Below are 24,849 nucleotides of genomic sequence, written 5' to 3' on the forward strand. Positions count from 1 at the left end.
GTTCCTACTCTTCCATTGTTGCAGGAGGCAGTTCTTGCCCGCGGTCGGCGATAACTTTTAAAATGATCCGCTCTCTCATTTTGTATTCGAAGTCGTGCTGCGTTCCAATATATTTTGATCCGATCAGCGTTTCGAAATCATCAAGACTTCGCCAGACTCCGATATTGATGAAAGTACTGCAGGCGGGGTTTCCTAATTGAAAGGTGTGATACCTGATGTCGTCCAGGCTGGTATCCTCAGAGGTAAGCATCTCACGGTACAGGCCTTTTTCTTTGGGGACTTTCATGTGGTTACTCCATGTATTCAAAAACTTGTCTTCCTCACCCACTTTGATCGACCAACGCACTAATATTATAATCATTTGTTAGGGATTTATCTGCTGATGCTATATGAGCGATGATTTTGGCTGGTGCTAAAGTTAAAAAATACAAACAGATTTCAATAACGATCTTGCTATAAAAATCTACATTGCTGGAATATATGATATTACATATACCAAACTAATATATGAATAGTGCAAGTGAATTCTAAATATTCAAAAAACGAGGCTGCTATGATGTTATTCATGTGTTAATATGCCGCCCAGGCAATGGTTAAAACAAGAAAGGCCATCATTGCTGATAGCCTTTCTTGTTATTTTATCAGGGAATCACTTCCTGTTCATCGCATTGGCAATGGCCTCCAGGTGCTCGTTAAATGTACTTAACTGCAGCAGCATTTGCCCGGAAGTATCATTGGCTTCCAGCCCGCCGAACTTGTTGTTCTTCCTGAAGATCTCTTTGATATGCTCCCAACGTGTGGTTTCTTCGGCAGACAGGAAACCTGCCAGTTCCTTCAGTTTGAGCAGATTCGCCTCCGCATCGGAAGTGAGGGTTTGTGATTCGCCTTCGTAATGCGAGCGGATCAGGGTGTCAATTTCTTCCACATTCATGAGCGGCACTACTTTGCCCGCCATTTTATTCATGTTCCGGTAAGAGCCCTGCAATTTGAAGGCAGGTTCAGTACGGTATGCATCTTTCATGGCCGCACTGGCAATGTATTGCTCATTCACACGGATCACAATATCGCGGATGCGGAGAATATTTTTTAGCACCGCCACGGCATCATCGCATTCCTGCGCACTGTAGTTACCTTCCAGTTCCGGCAGCAGATCGTTGCCGGTTTCTATACCTTCAATCAGTTTGTACAGATCATCGAAGCTGCGGTTAGCAATGCGTTGCACGAAACTATTTTCCGCCACACTGTTTTCGATCAGGCTCAGCCTGAAAAGCTGATCCGATCCGCCAATGACATCGCCCAAATTGTATACATCGGCGCGGTTGGCCAGCATGTCTGGAATTTTAAACTGCTCGCCGCTTTCCGTGTAGGGGTTGCCCGCCATTACCACGCAAAAGCGCTTGCCACGCAGGTCGTAGGTTTTGCTTTCGCCTTCGAAAATGCCGTCCATTTTACGCTGTCCATCGGCCAGGGAAATGAACTTCTGCAAAAATTCCGGGCTGCAGTGCTGAATATCATCGATGTATAACATCACGTTATCCGCCATTTCAAAAGAGAGATTGATCTTCTTCAACTCCTCTCTTGCACCGGAAGTGGTAGCTTCCAGCGGATCAATGGAAGTGATGTTGTGCCCGATGGTAGGGCCGTTGATCTTCACAAAATGCAGTCCCATTGTTTTGGCGAGGTACTCCATCAGGGTGGTTTTACCATATCCCGGTGGGGATACCAGCAGCAGCATGCCCATTCTGGCGGTACGTTTATCGTTGCCTGCCGCGCCGATCTGTTTGGCCAGGTTGGCGCCGATCAATGGAAAATATACTTCATTGATCAAACGGTTCCGCACAAACGAGTTCAGTACTTTCGGTTCAAATTCCCGCACTTTCAACTGCTGCCTGTACTGCGTTACCAGCTGTTCTTTCTGTTGGCTGAATGCTGCAAAGGCCGGCACAATTGTTTCAAAATACTCACTCAGCTTTCGCATGAAGAGATGGAAATTCAGCACATACTTCCCTCCTTCCCGGATAACCGGGTGAGTACCTTTGAGGCCTTCCAGCACCAGGGTGTCGGCAGCCGCTTTTTCTCTGTAGGCATGTTCCCTGAACAGGAGCAAACAAACGGCCTCGTTCACATACTGTTCATCCACTACATCCTGCTGCGATTGCAGAAATGCGAGTAACCAGCTGCGGATCATGTAAAAACGCTCTATGGTACTAAATCCTGTATTGTCCGTTTCTCTCAGGAATACCTCTGTGCGTTTTTTCGCCTGCAGGTATTCTTTGAATTCCTTCCTCAAATGCGCGGCCTGCTGACTGCAGGTGAAATGCTGTGTTACGGCCAGCTCCCTGCAGAGGTAATCTGCCACATCCTGTGCATCTACGGGTGTGGGAGATGGCAACGACTGGTTAAACCGGTCAGCAATTTCCTTTTCTACGAAGGGGGCGCGGCGGCTTTGCGGGAAACTTTCCTGGATGGTATGTGCTGCCGTGATAAGCTGCTGCAATTTGTGTTTAACAGCATCTTCCAGCGCGAACCAAAACAGTTGCGCGGCTACGCGTACGGCAGGGTTGAACTGAAGTATACCCAGTTCTTCCTGTAATGTTTTCAGGCCTTTTGTGATCAGCAGCGCATCTGCATTGTGCACGCCTTTAAGGTAAGCGGCGCCATAATCACGTTCTGTACGGTCGTTGATGTATGTTTCGTAATCGCTTTCTGCAAATGCCTGGTACGCCAGGTATTCGGAGCGGTACACAGTACTGTTCTCGGAAACCAGCTCCTGCTCCCATATGGCGCGGTGCTGATAAAGGGTTTCGGACGTTACTTCCTTGTAAAAACTGGTACCGATCAGGTGATAGAACAGGCGTTCGTTGCGGCGGATAATTGTAAGGTCCAGCACCTGCTTGTTCACTACGAACTTATAAGTGCCCAGTGATATGATATTGTTGCCATCGGCAAACAATTCCGATTTGTCGCGAAGGTTGCGGAGCGCGCTCTCCTGGGCCACCTTCACCAGGTTTTCCAGGTTCTCTGCTTTAGCCACATCACCCAGGCTTTTCAATTCCTCCACGAGATCGCGCACTTTGTCGATCATCAGATCTGTAGAAAAGAAAGCGTAGATACTGGCTTTATCGCTGAACGACTGTGCTTTGTTTTCAATGTTCTTCAACACCCGTATACCGATCTGTTCCAGTGCGGTAGCCCGTTTGCTGATCTGCGCCATCAGCATTTCCTTCTTGCCGTTGAAGGCTTTGATCACTTCGTCCCGCTTATCAGCAATCTTGTTCACGAACTCTTCAAAATCGGCGAATTTGCTTTCCAGCTCTTCGATCTGTATGCTGATCTTGGTAAAATAATCTTCGCACTTTTCCGGAGAGGTAGAGAGATCGAGGAAATTGACCGTGCTTTGATCCAGCAGGGTTAACTGTGCATAAAATTCACCAGTGGACTCTTTGGAACGCAACGCCGTGGTTACCCTTACCAGATCAGCTTTTACTTCGTTCAGTGAGGCGAAGATCAGCGAAATTTTCTCAACGATCCGGGTGGTTTGGGTGGTATCGCCAATTTTGAGGCTGTTGAGAATGTCGATCAACATTTCCAGCCCGGCTGCAATGTTCTTCACCGCATCGTCTACCGGTACGGCATCCACCACTTTGGTTACGCCGGCCACGGCCTGCTTCTGTACAGCTACTTTTGCCTCATAAGGCGCCAGTGCTTCTTCTTTCAGCAAGAATTGAATGGTATCCTGTGATAGTGAGCTGTTGTATTGCTGCAACGTTTCCTTCAGTGCATTTACTGCATCCACATTCATGTAGCGGATATTCAGCAGATCGATCACGGCGCCCTGCATGCTGCGGGTTGCTGCCAGCAGTTCCACCAATTGATCCAGGGAGGTAACGGTTACATTCTTAATATCTATCACCAGCTGTTCCACCCGCTTTTCCACTGCCTGCAATGCTTCACGGGCGTGCTGGCGTTGTGCCTGCACCTTCGCAAATTCATCGATGGCGGTATCCGCAATTTCGCGGATGCTGGCCAAAGGCGCAGCCATGTTGAAGGTAGCCTCATCTTTTATCCAGAAGTAGGCATCCAGCAGGTCATTAGCTCTTTTGTAAATATCCTCATACAGATTTTCGTAACTATCCTCCTTCTGCAGCAGCAGGATCACCTCCTGGCTTTCGCTCATGGCACTTACAATATCCTTGTTCCCGATCTTGTAGAGCACATTGTCACTCATGGCGGTATTTTCCTGGAGGGCGGCCGTATAAGGCGTTTGCCAGATCTGCACCTGGTGATGCCTTACCGCTTCATTTTCCGAACGGAAATACACCAGCGTACCATCATTAAACACCGTGAAGCCATTACAGATGATGGGCGTTTCCACCTGCTGCGCAATCATGTTGTACGACATCAGCAGGTAGGTATTGGTAGCTTTCTGGTAGAAAATGTACAGAAAATCTTCTCCGTTGGGCGAAGCAATGCTGCGGACAAATTCCAGCCCGGCAATATCCGATTCGAATATTTTGTATTCTCCGTTCTGGAGATAATATCCGTTGGCGAAAATAACGCCCTGGTTATCCGGCAGCAGTACGCCTGCATCTACCAGTGCGGGGATGGGTACCACCTGTTTGGTACGCACATTGAAAATATACCCGCGAAATGTCTCCTGGTAGGGCTTTATTTTAATGGCGATGAGGTTGCCCAGATCAGCATAGTGATATTCAGCATCATCCAGTTGCTGATCACTGTTCTGCACAGGCTCAGAGAAAATACCTTTCCCCGAGTCTGTGTTATTTTCAATTTTGAAAGTGATATCGCCGTGGAGGGCTTCAATAAAAACCTTGTCCAGCACTGAAATGTGCGGATGCCTGCCGAGGCGGCGGTTGCTCAGATCCGTCTGTGTCCAGTCGAAATCGTGCTGCGCGGCGCTCCTTACTTCATGAATACTACGATCGTCCACATACAACAACTGATGTTCTTTTATCAGCCATTTGAATGCTTTTCTGTCGTCCGGGTTCTTGCTAGTCTGGAAAATCATGTAGAGATAATTTTCCGTGCGCACGAAGCGGGCGAAGATAGAATCGCGGTAGTATTTGTACAGATTGGTGAAATCTGTGATGAAACCGGCATCTTCTATCAGTACCAGCGGCTGCATCTCAAAGTGGCTGCCACTGAACTTATAGATGCTGAACACATCACTCAGTTTGATATCTTCCCTTAAACCAAAGTGAACGTTATAGGCAAATATAGTCAGGTTACCGAGTGCCATAATACCGCGCGCCACACCATTGTTTTCAGTGGTGATGCGCTGGTTGGCGATGAGCTGGAAGCCTTTGGAATTGAATATTTCCTTACGGGCAGCGTTCAGTTTCGCCAAACGCTGCACCAGGTCTTGCCGCTGCTCATTTAAACGGTTCCGGATGATCTCATACGTACCTGCATCCAGTATGGCTGTTGTGTTGTTTTCAGTACCTGCCATGCGTTCTCCTGGTATTTTTACAACTTCTTATTAGAGATACCCAGACTGTTGGCCAGTGCCGCCAGGTTCAGCAGTGAAGAGCGGTCGCTTTCCGTGCTGTTCTGCTGCATTTTCAGGAGCAGGCTGGAGATTGTCAGGTTTTTAATATCGTTGGATGAAATGTTGTATTTATCCGCAAAATCCCGGATGCGTGCCAGCAGATCACCACTATTGGTGCCATCGCCGATGAGGGCAGTTTTGATATGTGTAGCATGTTCGCTTTCGTTGATCAGGCGGTCGAAGCCTTTGGCGTTAGATACCTGGTTGATGATGTTCTGGAAGAACATGGTTTCACCACCTACGATATCAATTCTGGCAGATTTGAGGGCATCGCCGAGTACCGCGGCCTGTGCGTCTGCAATATCTTTCTGGATATTGATCTGCGCCAATGCGATATCTTTTTCCTTGGTGAGCAGCAATTTGAACTCTTCGTGCTCCTTGCCTACTGCGTCCAGCTTCTTCATGGCTTCCGCTTTTTCTTCTATACCTGCAGCTTCCGCCATGGCTTTTTCTTTGGTTACTTCAGCCTGGGAAAGCCCTTCTTTCCTTCTCGCTTCCGCCACTTTCTCAATGATGTTGGCATCCGCGATACCTTGTCTTTCTGTAGCTTCTGCTTTCGCAATCATCACTTCAGCTTCAGACAAACCTACAGCAGCTTCTTCCCTCGCCTGCGCTTCCGCCAGCATTTTGCGGGCTTCCGCTTCCTTGATGGCTGATTCTTTCTTCGCTTCTGCATCGATCACCATTTGTTTGGCTTTTTCTTCTGCCGCTTTCTTTTCAGCTTCGGCAGCTTTCACCGTGTAGATCAGTTTTTCTTCTGCCTGCTGGGTAGCCTTGGTGATACCTACTGTTTTTTCACGTTCAACGCCACGGAAGGCTTCCAGGTCTTTTACGCCCTGTTGCTCTTCTACCACACCTTTCTCGAGGCGTACGCGGTCGCGGATCACATCCTGGATATTTTTACGTTCTACCTCCAGGGTTTTCTCCTTTTCGATCTGCGCCAGTGTTACAATCTTCTCACGCTCGGTGGCTTCCAGGGCACGGTCTTTCTCCACTCTTTCTGTTTCTACCGCATCCGTACGTTGTTTATTTTTCTCCGCAATGATGATCTGGCGAAGTTTATTTTCTTCCTGAACGGCCAGTGATTCATCTGTTTTAATACGGACAGACGTGGATCTGAGGCGTTCTTCCTCACGCACCTTTATGATCTCTGCATTTTCGCGTGCACGGATGTTGTCGATCTCTCTTTTCTGTTTCTCTTCTTTCTCTGCCATTTGACGCTCCAGCTCAAGAATAGCTTCCCGTGCTTCCACGTCCTGCTTCTTGATCACTTTTTCTTCCTCCCGTTTGATCAGGTTGGCTTTGATATTTTGTTCCGCTGTGAGCTCGGTGATCTTTTTGATACCCTGCGAATCGAGAATGTTCTGTGCGCTCAGGAATTTCATTTCCGTTTGCTCCAGGTAGTCGATGGCGCAGTCATCAAGGATATAACCGTTCAGGTCGGTGCCGATGATATTGAGGATCTCTGTTCTGAATTCGCGGCGTGCTTCGTACAGCTCAATGAAATCAAATTTCTTACCAACGGTTTTCAGTGCTTCAGAGAACTTGGCCTCAAAAAGATTGCGCAGTGTGTCTACATCACTGGCTCTTTCCGTACCAATGATCTGTGCCACGTTCAGTACGTCATCGATGTTTTTGTTCACCCGAACAAAGAACGCCACTTTGATATCTGCACGGATATTGTCTTTACAGATCAAACCATCCGTTTCCATCCGGTCAATCTGCAGTTTCTTCACGGATATATCCATGATTTCCATTTTGTGCAAAATGGGGATCACGTACATACCTCTGTTAAAGGCCACTTTGCCGCCACCCACACCGGTGCGCACAATAGCTTTGCCCTGAGGTATTTTCCGGTACCATGCGGCGAAGGCATACAGAATAATGAACAACAGAAAAACAACACCGCCAACAAACAGCAAGGTGATTCCTCCTAAAGCTCCCATAGTCTTGAATTTGATTTTAATGTTAAGATTGATGTATTTTCATTCAGGTAAGAGAAGTATGCCTACACAATATTTGCCAGGTTAACTTCGGGCACTACGATATAATATTTTTTATCCGGCGATTCATCCATGATCATCACATCAGCATCGAAACGGATGGCTTCACCGGTTTTGCTTTTTACGTTAATACGCACTACATCCCCCTGCACCTTCAGTTCCGCGAATCCAATGGTATCGCCGGAAATGGCAGACAGCATGCGGGCGTTGCGGCCCAGCAGGTCGTACGCCTCTTCCCCGTTATAGCCCATAGCATGGTATAGTTTAATGAGTGGCCTGGTAGCGAAGCGGGTAATGATGAAAGCTACGATAATAACAGGTATCAGGATGAAAACGGACATCCAGCCCCAGGTAATAAGGTTAAACACAATGGACGAGGCCAGCGTAAAAATCCAGGCAATTAGTTTGAAAACAGATAAAACGATCATGAAGGGCACCTTGCCTACATTCACAAAGGCCAGCAACTTATCCCAGGTGGAGGCATCACCATCCAGGTCGGCATCGGCATCCACATCCGTGTCAATGCCATCTGCATCCAGGTCTCCATCGCCCAGCACGTTGCCGAAAATGAGGTTAAAGATCCAGTATATAACGGTAACGCCTGTAGTTACAGTCATAATGGCGTTACTGAGTGGATTAAATAACAGGTCAACTATATTCATAGATCATCAGGAATTATCAGCGATACCCAGTTTTTCTTTGATCGCCTTTAAGTCTTTTTCAATAGATAAAGAGTCGTCTTTTAAAAGTGTATTCAATTCATCTTTCAATGTGTTTTTCTCGCGGGCAATTTCCCCATAGGCTTTGGCCAATGCTTCCTGATCTTCCACTTTGGCTTTCATCCTCTCCAGCATGGCAATGGTTCCGTTATTATCCAGCTGGGCGAGTTGTTTGTTCACCTGCTCGGTAGCTTTGCTTACTTTGGCCCTGGCCTTCAGTGTTCTCAGTTCCTTTTCCCACTTATCCATGTTATCCCTGAGGATCTCGGTGTTCCGGAGCATCTCAGCGGAAGATTGTTGTAAAGCCACTACCTGTGCGCTCAGCTCTTCGGATTCCGTATAGAATTTGCGCCGTAAAGAAAGCGCTTCCCGGGCCAGTTCTTCCGCTTTTACCAGGTCAACTTGTCCAGCCTGGGCTTTTTGCATGATCAAAATAGCCTTTTCTCCATAATTAAGCGATTCTTTTTGGCAACTGGCCTGTTCATTTTCCGTGCGGATAGCGAGGGCCTTCACTTTCGCGTAGGCTTCCGTTGCGTCCACCAGGTCCTGCCGCAATTCACGCAGCCCCTGCTCCGTCATTTTAACAGGATCTTCCATTTTTTCTACAGCGGCATGTATTTCCGCCTGGCCTATTCTGAAAAGTCGTTTGAAAATGTTCATGGCTTAATGTTTTATTTATATTCCTATAATTTCGAAAAGTCAATGATCTGCTGTGCATACTCGCTCAGCAGCAGGCCCAGTGAGTTAATGGCACCTTCGAACTCATTAAAATCGATATTCCCCAGCTGCATGGTGTACCGGAACAACACTTTATTACCTTCTTCATTAATTACAAAGGCACCGTGTATGGTATCCCTGTTTTTCTGCAGCAGTTTTTTAAACATTTCCGCATGGTCACCACGGAACGAAAAAAGGTACTGCTCCATAATTAAAATAGGCGGGGCAATGCCAATGATCAGATTATGAATACCATCAGGCTGATTATCGATCTTCAGAATACCGTTCTGCTCATTTTTGTAAACGATCCGGCAATTGAGCCTGGTAGCAAAATCTTCAATGGTATCGATATAGTTCATTCGGGTTGTTTTATGCTTTTTCCTCATCAAATGTACAAAAACAAAACACAATTGCAAATTAAATTAGCAGTTATGATAAAATATTTTGCCTTATATTTGTGGGGATGACAAATATAGGAGCCAACATCAAGAAGATAAGAACAACAAAGGGCCTTAGCCAGCAGGCTTTTGCCGATCTCTTTGAGCTTACCAGGGGGAATATTTCGTCTTATGAGGAAAACCGGGCGGAACCGCGGATTGATACCGTGGTACGCATTGCCAATCATTTTTGCATTCCGCTGGATAACTTTGTGAAGCAGACGCTGACGATCAATGAAATCCTGCAATTCAATGGGGACAAGCTCATTGATGATGCCAATCATATCATCAACCTGCAGATGCGCGAGGTGCCTTTCATGAACGATAATATCTATATGAAATGCAGTCACCGCGAACTGCAGTTTAATGAATGGGCTACATTTCCGAAGCTGGTATTGCCGGAGGCTGGCAACCTGCAACTGGTGGCACTTACTTTTAACCATAACATACCCCGCCACGCTTCTACTTCCCAATTCCAGGTGAACAACGTATTGATCTTTGAAGAAGTAACGCAGCAAAATATTCATTTGTGCCAGCATAAAACGGGGCTGTATGCTGCTGAGCATGAAATTATGATCGGCCAGTTTGAAATAAAGGACGGGCAAACAGACCTGGTACTAAATGATTTTAAGAAACACCGCTTTAACTTTAAGCAGGAGAAGTTGTTCTGGAAATTGTTTGGGGTGTATCAGCGGGTAGGCTAAAAGCCTGCTCTGCCTCCAGTTCTTTCACCCGTTCATATATTTCAGGTGTGTGTTTTTTAATCTTAATCTTCACATACTTTGATGCGGGCATATTACTCTCTTTCACCACATTATTCACAGAAACCAAAACGTTTGTTTCAGGGAAATACGTGACTGTATTTTTCTCAGGTATCGGGTAGGCAACGATAATGAATAAAGGGGCAATCCGCTCCCTGTTATCATCATAGTTAAAAAGATCTACCTTATCCCCTGCTTTGAAACCTGCCTTCTCCATATCTTTTTCATTCATGAATATCACACGGCGTTCATTCTTAACGCCCCGGTAACGATCATCCAATCCGTAAATGGTGGTATTAAACTGGTCATGCGTACGTGTAGTAGCCATCATATATTCATCAGCAGCAAGCCTGTTTTCAGGTACGCTAGTCAGCGTAAAGGGCACTTGGTTTTCAAATTCCCCATCCCGTGCGGCATTCGGCAGATAGAACCCTCCTTTCTCCCGTACCCTTGTGTTGTAATTTTCAAAGCCGGGAATACATTTTTCTATATCATCCCTTACTGCATCATAGCTATCGGCATAACGCTGCCAGTTTACAACTGTGTTCTGAAGTGTGGCTATTGCTAAGCGGCAGGCAATCTGCGTTTCGTTAATAAGGTTATCAGATACAGGTGTTAGCATTCCTTTGGATGACTGCACAACACCCATGGAGTTTTCCGTACTGACAATCTGTAGTTCCCCATTTACAATATCGAGATCACTACGGGATAACGTGGGCAGGATGATCGCCTCTTTGCCATGTATTAAATGTCCTCTGTTAAGCTTTGTGGAAACCCATGCTGTTAAATTCAATTTCCTGATGGCAGCAGCGGTATAAGTGGTATCTGGTGTAGCGGATAAGAAATTGCCGCCCATGCAGAAAAGCACCTTCAGTTTCCCTTCCTGCATTGCTTTTATGGCCCTCACTACATCATATCCATGTTTACGCGGCGGGTTAAAACCAAAAACTTCCTGCAGACGGTCCAATTGCGCATTGGTTGGTTTTTCATTGATCATCATGGTTCTGTTCCCCTGCACATTACTATGACCTCTCACAGGACAAACACCGGCTCCGGGTTTTCCCATACTTCCTTTTAATAAAAGTATGTTGAGCATTTCTTTGATCATGTCCACCCCATTGGGTTGCTGGGTGATACCCATTCCCCAGCATATAATTATCCGTTTTTTAAATGCCAGCATTTGAGCGGCTTCATAAAGATCTGCCTGAGATACACCGGATGCTTCTGCCAGTTCTGCTAATGTGTAATTTTCAAACTGTTTTACAAACGCATCATAACCTACCGTCTTTTCTTTTATGAATTCATGATCAAATACTTCGCCGGGAGATTTCCTTTCAAAATCGAGCAACAGCAATTCGATGGCCTTTAATACCGCCATATCCCCGTTTATTTTTACCGGTAGATACAGGTCTGCGAGTTTACCGCCATGGCCTATAACGCCGCCAATCTCCTGGGGATTACGAAAGCCCATTAATCCGGCTTCGGGCAAAGGGTTGACGGCAATGATCTTAGCGCCGTTCTTTTTGCCCTTTTCCAGCGCACTCAGCATCCTGGGGGCATTGGTACCCGGGTTTTGGCCGATGATCATAATTACATCTGTGTCATAGAAATCCTCCAGTTTTACTGTTCCCTTTCCGATCCCTATAGTAGGGCGCAAAGCGGTTCCGGATGTTTCATGGCACATATTGGAACAGTCCGGCATATTGTTGGTGCCATACTCCCGGACAAAAAGCTGGTAGACAAATGATGCTTCATTACTCGTTCTTCCGGAAGTGTAAAATGCAGCTTCATCCGGGGAATCCAATGCGTTGAGATGTGTGGCTATTTTCTTAAAAGCATCATCCCAGGTGATCGGCTGATAGTGGGTACCGCCTGCGGGGAGATACATCGGCTCTGTTAGTCTTCCTAAACGGCCAATTTCGTAATCGTTCAATTTGGCCAGGTCATAAATGGAATTTTGTTTAAAGAACGATGCAGTTATTTTTTTGGTGGTTGCTTCTTCTGCCAGTGCTTTCACGCCATTTTCGCAATATTCACCCAGGGCAGACCGGTCATCATCAGGGTCTGGCCATGCGCAGCTGGAGCAGTCGAAGCCGCCAAACTGGTTCATTTTGAATAAAGCTTTTGCTCCGCGAAGAGGTATGCCTTGCTCAAAAAGATCCGCCAATGCAGCTTTAACAGCAGGAATACCGGCAGCCCATTTTTTTAGCGGTGTTAGTTTCAGACCGGTTAGTTTATAGGGGTTTTCTGCATTGGGTAATAATTTAAATTGATCTACCCGCAATGCTTCTTTATTATGTTGACCTTCCTGCATGTTCCTTTTATTTAGGATTTATTCGCGAATAAAACGTTCTTGCCTGCATTGTATATATTAAACCTGTTCTCCTTCAGAAATCCCAGGAGGGTTATATCAAACTCTTTAGCAAGCTCTACAGCCAGGCTTGATGGGGCACCAATGGCGGCAACAATTGAAATACCTGCCATGGCAGCTTTTTGAATTAATTCAAAACTTGCTCTTCCGCTGAGGAGTAAAACGTGCTGGTTCAAGGGCATCAGGCCTTCTTCGAACAGCACGGCGCCAATTAGTTTATCCAACGCATTGTGCCTGCCTACATCTTCCCTCAGCAGCAACAATTTTCCATCCAGGGAGAAAAGGCCAGATGCATGGAGGCCACCAGAGGCTGCGAAGCCTCTTTGGGCTTCTCTTAGCTTATCCGGCAGCTGGAAAAGCAGATCAGTTGGCAGGGTTAGCTGCGGTTTATTTAAATGACAGAATGCGTTTACTGTTCTTATGGATTGAATGGAATCTTTTCCGCAAACACCGCAACTGGAAGTTGTATAGAAGTTCCTGTCGGATTGCATCAGATTCGGCATAAATCCTTCCGTGAGTTCTACGATCACGGTATTACCTATGTTGGAGATGGTTTTTATATCTTCTTTGGAAGAAATTATGCCTTCTGTGAATAAGAAGCCGGCAGCCAGTTCCTGATCGTTTCCGGGGGTGCGCATTGTGACTGAGATGTTCTTTTGGGTTCTCTCCTTCCCGGTATTGTAGGTTATTTTTATTTCCAACGGCTCTTCTACAGAAAGTATATCGGAAAACTCTGAGATGGAGAGACCATCCCTCCTGCTGATAACAACCTGTTTGATGGAAGGCATTTCCAGACTGTTTATTTCCATAATCAAATTATTAATGTGCTCCTGAATTTACGATATTAATGAGATATTCCGATCCATTACTCTTCCGCAGAAGCGGGCCCTAACAGTTCTTTCAGTTTTCTGAACAGCTCTTCCCCGCGGAGGTTCTTGCCTACGATGACGCCATCCGGCCCTATGAGCACATTGGAAGGAATTGAGTGGATACCGAACAACTGGCGCGCAGCATTATCCCAATGCCTGAGATCGGATACATGTGTCCAGGTTAGTTTATCATCGTGAATAGCTTTCATCCATTTATCCTTATCCCCTGGTCGCTCGAAAGCAACGCCGAGCACGGTGAAGTTCCTGGATTGATATTGTTTGAAAGCTTTTACTACATTCGGATTCTCAGCGCGGCAGGGCACGCACCAGCTCGCCCAGAAGTCCACCAACACATATTTCCCTTTAAAATCTGCGAGGTTTACCGGTTTACCAAGTGTATCGTTCTGTGTAAAAAGCGGAGCTGCTTTTCCTAATACAGCGGCTTTGACGGAACGGAATTTCTCTTCCAGTTCCTTCGCCGGCGTGTTATTCCGGGCGGATTCGTCCAGGGAATTGTACAGCGTCTCTTTTTCAGCAAGCTTTATATTACGCCCAAGATCCATAATCAGATAGGCACCGATGGGGGAAGACGGATGTTTCTTCACCCAATTAATGGTGAAGGCGGACTCTGCTTCCTGCATTTGCTGCAGTTCAGGTAGTATGGCCCGGTAAGCAACGGAATCTTTTCTGTATAGTTCATGCGACTTCTCATACAACGCTTTGCGATGTTGCAGTTGTGGTATTTTATCCATCTCAGCATGGAGGCTATTGTAATCCTTCAGTGCGGTGGTACCGGTTGCTTTGGCATCCTTGAATCCAGGGCCTTTACCATTGATGCGCACCTTTCCTTCATCGAGGTATAAGACCATTCCATCGTAATTGCCGTGAGACCTGCCAATCTGCAGTATATAAGCATTCGCCTCACCGGGTTCGATACGGGTGCTAATGATAAAACGTCCGGATGTAGTTACGGCAGAGTCTTTCGTGGGAGCGGAGAATGACTGTAAATAGACAGACTGACCGGCAGGCAAGCCTTTGATATGACCTTCGATCGTCACGTTGCTTTGTCCTGATACCATGAGTACGGGTAAGATGAGCAGTGTGGTTAAAATGGCGTTTTTTATCATGAATAGGATTTTACTATTTGCCATATCCGGGGTTTGATCTGCAGGTATTTGATAATGCCTTGCATTTGCCATTAAAATCTGATTTAAACGAATTAATCGATTTTAAATGAAAAAGACAAATCATACTCAGAACGCTTTATAAAAAGCCTCCTTAATAACTTTTAAAGTCAGGGAGTAATTTTTACCAGATGTATCACTTAATTCAACACTATCTTCCTCCTTGTTTACTACCACTTTCGCAATTGACCCTAGACCAGCAAAAACTTTATTTAAGCGCATTACAAAACCTGATATAGGATTAATGATAAACAGATTCGTGTCTCCTGTATTAATATCTTGCTTCACCAATACTAACTCCTGGATCATTTGAACATCATCGATTGAAGGCCATCTTAATTTTTCGTTTGCTTCAAAAAGTTTGTTATCGTTTATAAAGGCCCAGCTATATTTATCATCTTTTTTAATCACAACACCATGGGAAGTTGTATAGATCCAGCTGTTTCCTTCTCCTTTTGTGATTTTGAAATCTGTATGGTTATGCGGGTAGTAATCAATCCAGAAGAAATCAGATTTCATTTTATTAAAATCAAAGTCAGGTGAACCTTCTGTGTTTTTGAGCAACTTTTCGTACTTCTTATTACTCAAAATTGTATAATATCCTTGTGTGACCTTTGGCTCACCAGCTATCCATACAGGTGTATATCTTGTTGAGAAATCTACCAACTGTGATCCGTTCAGGTCAATCTTATTGGAACAAGCTTCCATCAACCAATTTAATGAAGGATCAATAGTATCTTTCCTGCAAAATAATAGCTCCCCGATTGATTCTCGGCCTGAACTACCTACTACATTGGGAATATTGCAGATCTCAAAGAAACTCCCAAATGAACAAAGCATAGAAAACCCATATTGCTTCTTTGTTTTACCATCAAAGTATTGAATTTCCTTTGATGAAAATGCAGAACCGGCCTCCTCAGTAATAATAAGCTGGTCCATTACACCGTCTTTGTTGAAGTCCTTTTTATGCTCCCGGGATTGGCCATAGGTTAAAGCAGGTAGCAATAGGCTGTATAGGGCAATTGTTAATTTATTCATAGGGTCAAATTAATTAAGCCCAATTTACAACAAAAAAGGCCACCAGTAAACTGATGACCTTTAAAGCTTGTCGGGACGACTAGATTCGAACTAGCGGCCTCTTGCCTATATTTCAGTAAAGTAATAATAAGAGCTCTCATAAAACAAATTCCACTTTAAAGAATTATAAAAAGTGTTCCTTTATCAATTCTTCAAATGAACCTTTTAAGCGATTTTGTTCAGAAGAATCCGTCATTGTTGACAAATATGTCATCGCTTTGGTAATATAATTTAACGCCTGCTCTTTCTGATCATCCAACAACAATTGTTCGGTAAGAGAAAGCATGATTGACACCATAATATCATGATATTCAGGATGTTCTATTAGCCTGGATTCAAAATAGCTGCATAAATCCGCGAAACAGCCTGCTGAGCTGGCATAATCCTTCAGTTTATCATATCCTTGAGCCAGTTTAAGCGTTGGCATCACAATTTCTTTATCATATTTATCTGGATATTTTTTTGTTAGTTCTTTCAATAGATCTATGCCGTTTCTAAGATAAGGACAGGCTTTTTCCCATTGCTCTATATCAGCAAGTTTATACCCCACTTCAAGAAATGCATATAATAAATAAATATCGTATTCTTTAGGGTTTTTATTAACCAGATTATTTCTCGCCTTGATAAGATCTTCTGCCATTGTTAAAAAAAGATGATGGTCTGCGCTTACATTCTTAAGTAATAACTCCCCTACCTCATGAATACTCTTGCATATATTTTTTTCGTAAGATGGAAGCGATTTAGGCGGTATACGGCTTATTAGACCAATAAACTCCTGATACCAAACGATCACATCTGTCTTATCCAGACCTTTTGAAAGAAAGATGCTTCTGTTTTGCAACAACTGCAACCAACCTATAAAGTGTGGCTTCTCGTATCGCTCATCAAGTTGCTTATAAATCCCCAAAGCTTCATCAAAAAAAGGATACGCTTTATAGTACTGAGAAGGTCCAACAGCTATAAATGAATTATTATATAAATTATTCAATAAAGATGCTACCTCCGGCAAATTTCCAACAGGATCCGTTTCAGCAAGTTGCTTACGTATATTCAATGCCTCCAATAATACTTTTTTTTGTGCCTTTACATTGTTAGCGGTCATATGGATAAATCCAACCCATTCCAAACTGGAAGAAATATCGGGCAGACAGGAATAACCCTCTTTATCCAAGGCTTTAAATATCTTTAAAGCGCCCCTAAAGCAAATACCAGCTCCTGTAGTTTCTTGGGCCTGAAGCAGAAATAGGCCTAGTTTGTTTAATGCCTTTGCATTATTATAAGCGTCATCCTGAGAGTGCCACTTCTGAATTCTCACAAAGTGACGAAGGCCATGTTTATAAATTACATCCGAATGAGGCCCCTCTTTTTCCTCTCCGAATAAAATACGAAATCGCTTAACGGCTTCAAGAAGATATAAAAGATCATCTTCCGGATTGTCAAGAGAAATTCCGGCCCCCATATATAAGGCAAGATTAAGAAAAGCAATTGACGAGTCTGTATCATCACGTTTTTGATGCAATGATCCTAAACCAATCAGCGTCAGGTATTGTAGCTTCCGGATGTTCAGGTCCGGTGGCTTTTTACGTGTTCCCAATATTATTACAGCCCGATCTAAAGAAACTCTCGCCAGCTCCAGCGATTTTTTCATCTGCAGCGTACCACATCCGAATAAGCAATCCGCCAATAAAAATGCATAGCCATCACTATCCTTTTCAGATAAATCTTCATAAATAGCAATGGCCTCTGTAAATGCTTTTAAAGCACCTCCTTCATCAGAATCCTGTAATAACTTACCTAATCTTCTCAATGAGGCTGCTTTGTTCTCCATTTCATCATCGGGAATGTGTGCTATTGTTTTTGTTAAAATATCGATGGCCTCTTTCTGCAGCTCTATATCTTCCAGAAAAAATGAATATTGATAGGAATTAAACCCGTATCCCCCTAATTCAATGGACTGCTCAAAATGCTCTCTGATCTCGTGGATATTTTGTGACCAGTTCTGTTTTTGTAGCATACTTAAAGCAAGAAATACTTCTTCATTAGCCAGGGCTTTTAATTCAATAGACTGCCTTCCCTTTTCTTCCAATTTTTTGCTAATATAATTCTGTCGGCCTTCATAGTTTAGTAGTAGATTAACCATCACATATTCACCTTCCTCAAAGAGTCTTTTAGCCTCTTTCATTCTTTCAGAAACCTGTTGCTGGTTAATTTGATCAAGAAATTCTTTCTGGTGTCTGATGTTCTGAGACAATGTACTCACTACCATCTTCTCCTGTTCAATCATTTGCTTTAAAACCTCACACTCATTCATCGAATTCACATATGCTCGGGTCAGAACATCGTGTAAAGCTTCATGATCCGGGTAATTATCCAGGGCTGTACGGCATTCCTTCAGTTCTTTTTCTTTATCTGATAATTTATCTTCCAAACCCGAAATCTTACTAAATAATTCAGGAAGCTCAGGAATTCTGTGAATATTTTTCGTGCCTATTACGTCTTCCAGTTCATTCTTCACACGATCGATATAAGACAATTGCTTTCCAGCCTTAAATCTAGCCACATGCTGCTGATTCTCTATAGAGCTAGTTACATGAGATATGGATATGGCCGATAATTTTTCGTAAAAATTCGCAATTTCATTTAAGGCATCAAGAGAGCTTATAAATCTGATACGTGCAAGAATATGCCTGTAATCAATAATATGAACATTGGGATCAAAGTCGAATTTATCGTTTACAATACGCTTAAGTTTGGCAATACTGTAGCTTGATCTTTTCTCGGTTAAAATATAGATATAGAGGGTCGGATATAACTCGTATAGATTATTATCAACAAACCCCCGTAGTGTTTTTTCAATCTTTTCTTGAGTAGCTGTGGAAGTAATCTGAAAAGCAACTCCTTTTTTATCATCAATTAAATCTATCGCAGGATGATTTCTTTTGATCTCATTCGCACTTTTAAGTTCTAAGTCAAAGACTTTGTTTAAAATGGGAATGGAAGTTTGTTCTGCATGAATACTGACATCATGATAATCCATGGCAGATTGGCCTTTTATCTGTAAAACAAAAAGACTTGCATAGTTAACAATACTTTCAATCAGATCCTTCCTTACCATTATAACAAATTATTAGCTGCTAAATTTGGAAACAACAATTGCTTATATATCGTAGATGATGGGTTATATTTCCATATTATCTAAAATAATAAAAAAAAGTCATTATGGAAAAGCAGCAATATGTTTTGTTGCAGGAAGGGAAGTGCAAATTATAAGTTAATACTAATTTGTATTCACGCTTAATTATCCCCAATATACGACATGAACCAGTTTGGCTACCAATCAGTCTGCGAAAAATTAATAGCCATGGGGCAGATAAATCGCTAAAATATGTGAATGCAGGGCACGCGGAAGAAATTCAAGGTAAAAGAACAGATAGGTTAATTTCTTAATTGCAAAGAAAGAAATACCCAAACAAAAAAGGCCACCCGATTTCTCAGATGACCTTAAAGCTTGTCGGGACGACTAGATTCGAACTAGCGACCTCTTGCACCCCATGCAAGCGCGCTACCGGGCTGCGCTACGTCCCGAAAACCGGTACCCGTTCTATTTGACGGGATGCAAAAGTAAACATTAATTTGATTTATAAAAATTATTAGCCCCCTTTTTATCCCAATTTCAGGGAACAGACGAAAGCATAAATGCTTACATTTGCACCTGACTGGGATAAAACAAAAAGATCATTTTTTCTGCAATGGACATTTTACTCAAAAACGTCAGGATAGTAGCACCTCTCTCCCCTTTTCACGGGCAAACAAATGACATTCTTATACAAAACGGGATCATCGCTGATATCGCCAAAAACATCAAGGCGGACAACGTGAAAGTGATCTCCGGCAACAACCTTCACGTTAGCGCCGGGTGGATGGACGTTTTTGCACACTTTTGCGACCCGGGTCAGGAATACAAGGAAGACCTGAACAGCGGAGCCACTGCAGCAGCTAAAGGAGGCTTCACAACTGTGATGATCGTGCCCAATACGCAACCTGCCCTTTACACTAAAACCCAGATAGAATACGTACTCAGCAAAACCCGCTACGGTGTAGTAAATGTACTCCCCATCGGTGCCATCAGCAAAAACCTGGAAGGCACTACCCTGGCGGAAATGTACGAAATGCGACAAACCGGCGCAGTTGCCTTTTCTGACGGCCTCAAACCCGTACAGTCCTCCGGCATCATGCTCAAAGCCCTCCAATACGTTAAAGCTTTCAACGGCACCATCATACAGATCCCTGACGATACCAGCATCTCCGGCCACGGCCTCATGCATGAAGGGATCCATTCCACCCAGTTGGGCATGCCCGGCAAACCGGCCATCGCAGAGGAGATCATGCTCCGCAGGGATATCGAACTGGCTAAATACACTGATTCCAATATCCACTTCACAGGTATCAGCACCCGCCAAAGCGTGGAACTGATTGCCGCAGCAAAGGCAGAAGGATTAAAAGTGACCTGCTCTGTAACGCCCTACCACCTGCTCTTTACAGATGCTGACCTGGGTACTTACAATAGTTTCCTGAAGGTAAACCCGCCACTGAGGAGCCAGGACGATGTGAACGCACTCAAAGATGCCATCCGGAACGGGGTGATCGACTGTATCGCTACACACCATCAGCCACAGGACTGGGATGCCAAACAAGTGGAATTTGAATATGCCAAACATGGCATGATAGGCCTGGAAAGCTGTTTCGGCGCACTCCGCACGGCCCTGCCGGACCTGAGCCTGGAGAAACTCACAGAACTGCTGAGCACGGCCCCCAGGAGCATTTTTGGCCTGGCAAATGTGATCATTGCCAAAGGAGAACCCGCCAACCTCACCTTTTTTGAGCCTGATACTACCTATACCTTTACGGATAAGGAGATCGGTTCCAAAAGCAAAAACTCCCCCCTGCTGAATACGGAATTGAAGGGTAAAGTGCTGGGGGTGTTCAATAACAAACAATCTTACCTTAACTTGTAATCCTAAATACCCTATTATGCAAAACAAAAATCATATTACTTATGGACTCATTGGCGCCGCTATCTGTGTTGTATTGTTCCTGAGTCAATGGTTTGCCAAAGTAGCACCCGACAATGCGGCTTTCAGATGGGGATCTGTCCTCATTTTTGGTATTATCATTATTCTTAGCTGTATCAACTACAGCAAGATCAACGGTGGGGATGTTACTTTCGGCCAGATATTCGCCAACGGTTTCAGAACAACAGCAGTGATCACGGTGCTCTTTGCCCTGGTCTATATCATATTCTACCTGCTTGTGCCGGATTACAAAGAATCAATGATCGAATTCAGTACCAAGCAGCAGGTTGACGCTGGAGCAACCGCGGACCAGGTAGCAGCAGCCAGAGGAATGATGGAAAAGTACTTCCTCGCATTTGCAGTAGGAGGCGTTGTTTTCCTTGACCTGCTGATCGGGGTAGTTGCCTCTCTCATAGGCGCAGCCATCGCAAAAAGAAAGAAATAAACTAATGGACATATCCGTAATAGTTCCTTTAAAAAACGAAGAAGAATCACTGCCGGAACTGGCAGCCTGGATCGCACGTGTGATGCAGGAGAACAACTATTCCTATGAAGTATGGATGGTGGACGATGGCAGTACAGACGAATCCTGGGAAGTGATCCGCAACCTCTCTGCTGAAAACCCGCACATCAAAGGCATCAAATTTCAACGTAACTACGGCAAATCCGCTGCTTTAAATGAAGGTTTCCGCAAAGCCAAAGGTGATGTGGTGATCACCATGGATGCGGACCTGCAGGATAGTCCGGATGAAATTCCGGGCCTGTACAAAATGATCAAAGAAGATGGGTTCGATCTCGTAAGCGGCTGGAAAAAAGTACGCTACGATAATACCCTCACTAAAAATATTCCTTCCAAACTATTCAACTGGGCCACGGTGAAAATGAGTGGTATCAAGCTGCACGACTTCAACTGCGGCCTGAAATCCTACAAGAATAAAGTGGTGAAAACAATCGAGGTGTATGGCGAAATGCATCGCTACATCCCTGTGATTGCCAAGTGGAGCGGTTTCCGGAAGATCGGTGAAAAAGTAGTGGAACACCGCAAACGTAAATACGGCACCACCAAATTCGGGCTGGAACGTTTTGTGAACGGGTTCCTGGACCTCGCTTCCATTACCTTTGTAGGAAGGTTCGGCAAACGCCCTATGCACTTTTTTGGTGCACTGGGCACGCTGTTCTTCATTATAGGATTTTCTATCGCTATTTATCTTTCTGTTGAAAAGATCTTCTACCTGCAATATAAAATGACGGAAAGACCGATCTTTTACCTGGCCATGTTATTACTGATCATTGGTTCCCAGCTTTTCCTGACGGGCTTCCTGGCGGAAATGGTGAATCGCAATGCACCTGAGCGTAACGCTTACCTGGTGGAAGAAACATTGGAAAGATGACGAAACTCCGGCACAAAAAAATTGTGATCATAGGTCCGGCCCATCCCTTACGGGGCGGGCTGGCTGCTTTTAATGAACGCCTCGCCCGTCAGCTGATAGCTCAGGGTAATGAAGTGAGCATTCACACTTTTTCCTTTCAATACCCGGGTTTTATGTTCCCCGGCAAAACGCAGTATGCAGATGGCCCTGCACCGGAAGGGCTGCAGATTGAGCGTACTGTTCATTCCATGAACCCCTTCAACTGGCTAAAGACAGGCAGCAGGATCCGGAAAGAAAAGCCGGATATTGTGATCGTCGCTTACTGGCTGCCCCTGATGGGCCCGGCATTGGGTACCATTGCCAGTATCATCCGTAAGAATAAACACTCCCGGATCATTGGCCTGGTACACAACCTCATACCGCATGAAAAACGGCCGGGGGACAAGCCCTTCACCCGTTATTTCGTGAATCAATGCCATGCGTTTATTACCCTCAGTAAGGAAGTGCTGGCAGATATCAAACAAATGACCAATAAACCGGTGGTATACTCTCCGCATCCGGTATACGACAGCTTTGGTGATCCCGTTCCGGCGACCGTTGCAAAACAACACCTGGGCTGGGATGCCAATAAAAGATACCTGCTGTTCTTTGGTTTCATCCGTGCTTACAAAGGGCTGGACCTTCTGCTGGAAGCCTTTGCAGACCGGCGGATCCAGGCTATTGAGAACCTGGAACTGGTTGTGGCGGGAGAATTCTATGAGGACCGTAAAAAGTACGATCCCCTGATCACAGAACAGGTGAAAATATTCTCGGATTTCATTCCAAATGAGGAGGTGAAATACTACTTCTCAGCGGCTGACCTGGTTGTACAGCCTTATAAAACAGCTACCCAGAGCGGCATTTCACAGATGGCCTATCATTTTGAGAAACCCATGCTCGTAACAGCTGTAGGCGGATTACCGGAAATTGTGCCGGATGGAAAAGCGGGATATGTGGTAGCACCAGACTCAAAATCTGTTGCGGATGGCATCCTGCGCTTCCTTGCGCAACCTGCGGATGTTTTCAGTAGTTTTATCAGGGAACAGAAGGAATTATATTCCTGGGAACACTTCGCGGATTCGCTCGGATCTTTAACGGACACACAATAATCTGCGGAATTTAATGTTATACCTTACTATGAAACGTCTTTTTATCATACTGCTTAGTTTCTCCTCCTTTTCCGCTGTGGCTCAACGGCTGTCTCCGGCAGACAGGGCTAAGCTGGATAAGCTGCAGGATTCCCTGCGTGCTATCAGTTATGATGTGATCAACGGAAAAGAACAAAGTATACGCGAAGATCGTAACGATTACTTCATTCCCCAGCTGGTCAATGCCCTCAAAACCAAATACTCCTACTACTACCCTTTCGATTCCCTGAAAACAGTAGCCAAAGTATATCCGCAGGATAGCACCTTCCGCATCTTTACCTGGCCGCTTGAAAATGATAACAGCACTTTCCGGCATTTCGGGGTGATACAGATGAATACGAAAGATGGTTCGGTGAAGCTCTTCCCGCTGTTCGATAATTCTGATTTCTCGAAGAACATAGATACCATCACCAACAACAGGGGATGGATCGGTTGCCTGTATTATGCCATGATACAAAAGCGCTATTTCAATGCGGAGTATTATACGCTCTTTGGCTGGGACGCTAATTCCCAGACCAGCCAGAAGAAAGTGATTGAAATGCTGACGTTTAAGAATGGTGAACCTGTATTTGGCGGGCCTTTCTTCAGCTTTGCAGAAGATACTGTACCCAAACCGGTACGCAACCGTTTCTTCATTGAATATAAAAGAGAAGCAGTTGCTGCGATGAACTTTGACAAGGAAATGGATATGATCATCTTTGATCACCTCATCTCCGAAACCAATGAACCGCTGAAGAAATACACTTACATTCCCGATCTCGATTATGAGGGTTTTAAATGGCAGGCAGGCAGATGGGTGCATGTGGAGAAGGTGTTCCACGATGCATTACAGCTGGGAAAATATCCTATTGGCCAGCCTGCGGATAAGAAAAAAACGGATTATGTAAAACCGAAGATGGATTTTGAGATCCAGGAGGAAGAAGCTGCAAAGGCAGCAGCAGAAGCGGCTAAGAAAGGGAAGAAAAAGAAGAAGGATTAACAGGCACTTCAATCATAAAAAAACCACTTCCAGCAACTGTCTGTTCGAAGGATTAACAGGCCTTCAACCTAAAAAAGAAACTCTTTCCGGCAACTGTTTGTTCGCTGCAAGCTTTCAGCACTATATGACAGCACGTAATCAATTCTTTTGAACCCGGCTTCAGTTCATTATTCGGCCACCGTTGCGTCGCACTCTTCAACTATTTCTTCTTTTTCCTGCCTTGTTCCTTTTCCAGGAAATCCTCTAATGCATCCAGTTTCTTTGTCCAGAAAACACGGTATTTTTCCGCCCATTCAGATACCTGTTTCAACTGCTGCAACTCTGCGTGGCAGAAACGCTCCCGGCCTTGTTGTTTAATGGTAACCAGGCCACATTCCGTCAGGATCCTGATGTGTTTGGATATAGCAGGCCTGCTGATATCAAAGTTCTCCGCTACTGCATTAAGGTTCAGGGATTGGTTAGCCAGCAGGCTGATGATCTCTCTGCGGGTTGGGTCTGCTATCGCCTGGAATACATCTCTTCTCATCTTGAAAC

At 44.6% G+C, this 24,849-nt stretch carries 18 protein-coding genes and 1 tRNA gene; 6 read left to right on the top strand and 13 right to left on the bottom strand.

Features of this window, described 5'->3' with window-relative positions; translation table 11 throughout:
* Positions 1 to 4 precede the first annotated feature (4 nt).
* From AAHN97_RS12535 to AAHN97_RS12560, 6 genes are all read right to left on the bottom strand, one after another.
* Positions 5 to 286: a hypothetical protein gene (locus AAHN97_RS12535; protein WP_343307974.1), complete on the bottom strand. Its 282-nt coding sequence runs from the start codon at positions 284 to 286 to the stop codon at positions 5 to 7.
* 363 nt (positions 287 to 649) lie between these two features.
* The gene (locus tag AAHN97_RS12540; RefSeq protein WP_343307975.1) at positions 650 to 5,470 is read right to left on the bottom strand and encodes a DNA repair ATPase; all 4,821 of its coding nucleotides are present in this window, start codon (positions 5,468 to 5,470) and stop codon (positions 650 to 652) included.
* 17 nt (positions 5,471 to 5,487) lie between these two features.
* Entirely contained in the window at positions 5,488 to 7,515 is a 2,028-nt protein-coding gene (locus AAHN97_RS12545) for a flotillin family protein (RefSeq protein WP_343307976.1), read from the bottom strand.
* 62 nt (positions 7,516 to 7,577) lie between these two features.
* The gene (locus AAHN97_RS12550) at positions 7,578 to 8,234 is read right to left on the bottom strand and encodes a hypothetical protein (RefSeq protein WP_343307978.1); all 657 of its coding nucleotides are present in this window, start codon (positions 8,232 to 8,234) and stop codon (positions 7,578 to 7,580) included.
* A gap of 6 nt (positions 8,235 to 8,240) precedes the next feature.
* Positions 8,241 to 8,951, bottom strand: a complete 711-nt coding sequence (locus AAHN97_RS12555; RefSeq protein ID WP_343307979.1) for a PspA/IM30 family protein — start codon at positions 8,949 to 8,951, stop codon at positions 8,241 to 8,243.
* A 23-nt stretch (positions 8,952 to 8,974) separates the two neighbouring features.
* On the bottom strand, positions 8,975 to 9,367 hold the full coding sequence (locus AAHN97_RS12560) for a YbjN domain-containing protein (protein ID WP_343307980.1): 393 nt from the start codon (positions 9,365 to 9,367) through the stop codon (positions 8,975 to 8,977).
* A gap of 104 nt (positions 9,368 to 9,471) precedes the next feature.
* Here AAHN97_RS12560 and AAHN97_RS12565 point away from each other — a divergent pair, with 104 nt between their 5' ends.
* Positions 9,472 to 10,149: a helix-turn-helix domain-containing protein gene (locus tag AAHN97_RS12565; protein WP_343307981.1), complete on the top strand. Its 678-nt coding sequence runs from the start codon at positions 9,472 to 9,474 to the stop codon at positions 10,147 to 10,149.
* On the opposite strand, the gene AAHN97_RS12570 is transcribed toward AAHN97_RS12565, so the two are convergent.
* The 6 genes from AAHN97_RS12570 to AAHN97_RS12595 all read right to left on the bottom strand — a co-directional run bounded on the left by AAHN97_RS12570 (position 10,094) and on the right by AAHN97_RS12595 (position 19,292).
* Positions 10,094 to 12,520, bottom strand: a complete 2,427-nt coding sequence (locus AAHN97_RS12570; protein ID WP_343307982.1) for an FdhF/YdeP family oxidoreductase — start codon at positions 12,518 to 12,520, stop codon at positions 10,094 to 10,096. The genes AAHN97_RS12565 and AAHN97_RS12570 overlap by 56 nt on opposite strands.
* An 11-nt stretch (positions 12,521 to 12,531) precedes the next feature.
* The gene (gene fdhD, locus AAHN97_RS12575) at positions 12,532 to 13,386 is read right to left on the bottom strand and encodes a formate dehydrogenase accessory sulfurtransferase FdhD (RefSeq protein WP_343307983.1); all 855 of its coding nucleotides are present in this window, start codon (positions 13,384 to 13,386) and stop codon (positions 12,532 to 12,534) included.
* A 56-nt stretch (positions 13,387 to 13,442) separates the two neighbouring features.
* The gene (locus AAHN97_RS12580) at positions 13,443 to 14,573 is read right to left on the bottom strand and encodes a TlpA disulfide reductase family protein (RefSeq protein WP_343307984.1); all 1,131 of its coding nucleotides are present in this window, start codon (positions 14,571 to 14,573) and stop codon (positions 13,443 to 13,445) included.
* Positions 14,574 to 14,699: 126 nt separating this feature from the next.
* Positions 14,700 to 15,668 (bottom strand): hypothetical protein, encoded by a 969-nt coding sequence (locus AAHN97_RS12585; RefSeq protein ID WP_343307985.1) that lies wholly within the window; start codon positions 15,666 to 15,668, stop codon positions 14,700 to 14,702.
* Positions 15,669 to 15,831: 163 nt separating this feature from the next.
* Entirely contained in the window at positions 15,832 to 18,822 is a 2,991-nt protein-coding gene (locus tag AAHN97_RS12590; RefSeq protein WP_343307986.1) for an SMEK domain-containing protein, read from the bottom strand.
* A gap of 396 nt (positions 18,823 to 19,218) precedes the next feature.
* A tRNA-Pro gene (locus AAHN97_RS12595) sits at positions 19,219 to 19,292 on the bottom strand.
* Between the two features lie 164 nt (positions 19,293 to 19,456).
* Here AAHN97_RS12595 and AAHN97_RS12600 point away from each other — a divergent pair.
* Genes AAHN97_RS12600 through AAHN97_RS12620 form a run of 5 tightly spaced genes read left to right on the top strand, consistent with a single transcriptional unit; the run spans position 19,457 to position 24,315 of the window.
* On the top strand, positions 19,457 to 20,722 hold the full coding sequence (locus AAHN97_RS12600; protein ID WP_343307987.1) for a dihydroorotase: 1,266 nt from the start codon (positions 19,457 to 19,459) through the stop codon (positions 20,720 to 20,722).
* Between the two features lie 16 nt (positions 20,723 to 20,738).
* Positions 20,739 to 21,224 (top strand): DUF4199 domain-containing protein, encoded by a 486-nt coding sequence (locus AAHN97_RS12605; RefSeq protein ID WP_343307988.1) that lies wholly within the window; start codon positions 20,739 to 20,741, stop codon positions 21,222 to 21,224.
* A 4-nt stretch (positions 21,225 to 21,228) separates the two neighbouring features.
* Positions 21,229 to 22,170: a glycosyltransferase family 2 protein gene (locus AAHN97_RS12610; protein WP_343307989.1), complete on the top strand. Its 942-nt coding sequence runs from the start codon at positions 21,229 to 21,231 to the stop codon at positions 22,168 to 22,170.
* Positions 22,167 to 23,297: a glycosyltransferase gene (locus AAHN97_RS12615; RefSeq protein ID WP_343307990.1), complete on the top strand. Its 1,131-nt coding sequence runs from the start codon at positions 22,167 to 22,169 to the stop codon at positions 23,295 to 23,297. Before AAHN97_RS12610 ends, AAHN97_RS12615 begins: the two co-directional genes overlap by 4 nt.
* 28 nt (positions 23,298 to 23,325) lie before the next feature.
* The gene (locus tag AAHN97_RS12620; protein ID WP_343307991.1) at positions 23,326 to 24,315 is read left to right on the top strand and encodes a hypothetical protein; all 990 of its coding nucleotides are present in this window, start codon (positions 23,326 to 23,328) and stop codon (positions 24,313 to 24,315) included.
* Between the two features lie 199 nt (positions 24,316 to 24,514).
* Here the strand turns inward: AAHN97_RS12620 and AAHN97_RS12625 are convergent, their stop codons facing one another.
* The gene (locus AAHN97_RS12625) at positions 24,515 to 24,841 is read right to left on the bottom strand and encodes an ArsR/SmtB family transcription factor (protein WP_343307992.1); all 327 of its coding nucleotides are present in this window, start codon (positions 24,839 to 24,841) and stop codon (positions 24,515 to 24,517) included.
* Positions 24,842 to 24,849 lie beyond the last annotated feature (8 nt).

The sequence above is a fragment of the Chitinophaga niabensis genome (assembly GCF_039545795.1).
GTDB classification, from domain to species: Bacteria; Bacteroidota; Bacteroidia; order Chitinophagales; family Chitinophagaceae; genus Chitinophaga; species Chitinophaga niabensis_B.

Excerpts from the sequence above, each read along its gene's own strand:
- AAHN97_RS12610 (WP_343307989.1), top strand. The coding sequence starts at position 21,229 with ATGGACATATCCGTAATAGTTCCTTTAAAAAACGAAGAAGAATCACTG.
- AAHN97_RS12535 (WP_343307974.1), bottom strand. The coding sequence starts at position 286 with ATGAAAGTCCCCAAAGAAAAAGGCCTGTACCGTGAGATGCTTACCTCT.
- AAHN97_RS12580 (WP_343307984.1), bottom strand. The coding sequence starts at position 14,573 with ATGATAAAAAACGCCATTTTAACCACACTGCTCATCTTACCCGTACTC.
- AAHN97_RS12590 (WP_343307986.1), bottom strand. The coding sequence starts at position 18,822 with ATGGTAAGGAAGGATCTGATTGAAAGTATTGTTAACTATGCAAGTCTT.
- AAHN97_RS12620 (WP_343307991.1), top strand. The coding sequence starts at position 23,326 with ATGAAACGTCTTTTTATCATACTGCTTAGTTTCTCCTCCTTTTCCGCT.
- AAHN97_RS12545 (WP_343307976.1), bottom strand. The coding sequence starts at position 7,515 with ATGGGAGCTTTAGGAGGAATCACCTTGCTGTTTGTTGGCGGTGTTGTT.
- AAHN97_RS12585 (WP_343307985.1), bottom strand. The coding sequence starts at position 15,668 with ATGAATAAATTAACAATTGCCCTATACAGCCTATTGCTACCTGCTTTA.
- AAHN97_RS12600 (WP_343307987.1), top strand. The coding sequence starts at position 19,457 with ATGGACATTTTACTCAAAAACGTCAGGATAGTAGCACCTCTCTCCCCT.
- fdhD (WP_343307983.1), bottom strand. The coding sequence starts at position 13,386 with ATGGAAATAAACAGTCTGGAAATGCCTTCCATCAAACAGGTTGTTATC.
- AAHN97_RS12565 (WP_343307981.1), top strand. The coding sequence starts at position 9,472 with ATGACAAATATAGGAGCCAACATCAAGAAGATAAGAACAACAAAGGGC.
- AAHN97_RS12540 (WP_343307975.1), bottom strand. The coding sequence starts at position 5,470 with ATGGCAGGTACTGAAAACAACACAACAGCCATACTGGATGCAGGTACG.
- AAHN97_RS12550 (WP_343307978.1), bottom strand. The coding sequence starts at position 8,234 with ATGAATATAGTTGACCTGTTATTTAATCCACTCAGTAACGCCATTATG.
- AAHN97_RS12570 (WP_343307982.1), bottom strand. The coding sequence starts at position 12,520 with ATGCAGGAAGGTCAACATAATAAAGAAGCATTGCGGGTAGATCAATTT.
- AAHN97_RS12625 (WP_343307992.1), bottom strand. The coding sequence starts at position 24,841 with ATGAGAAGAGATGTATTCCAGGCGATAGCAGACCCAACCCGCAGAGAG.
- AAHN97_RS12605 (WP_343307988.1), top strand. The coding sequence starts at position 20,739 with ATGCAAAACAAAAATCATATTACTTATGGACTCATTGGCGCCGCTATC.
- AAHN97_RS12615 (WP_343307990.1), top strand. The coding sequence starts at position 22,167 with ATGACGAAACTCCGGCACAAAAAAATTGTGATCATAGGTCCGGCCCAT.
- AAHN97_RS12555 (WP_343307979.1), bottom strand. The coding sequence starts at position 8,951 with ATGAACATTTTCAAACGACTTTTCAGAATAGGCCAGGCGGAAATACAT.
- AAHN97_RS12560 (WP_343307980.1), bottom strand. The coding sequence starts at position 9,367 with ATGAACTATATCGATACCATTGAAGATTTTGCTACCAGGCTCAATTGC.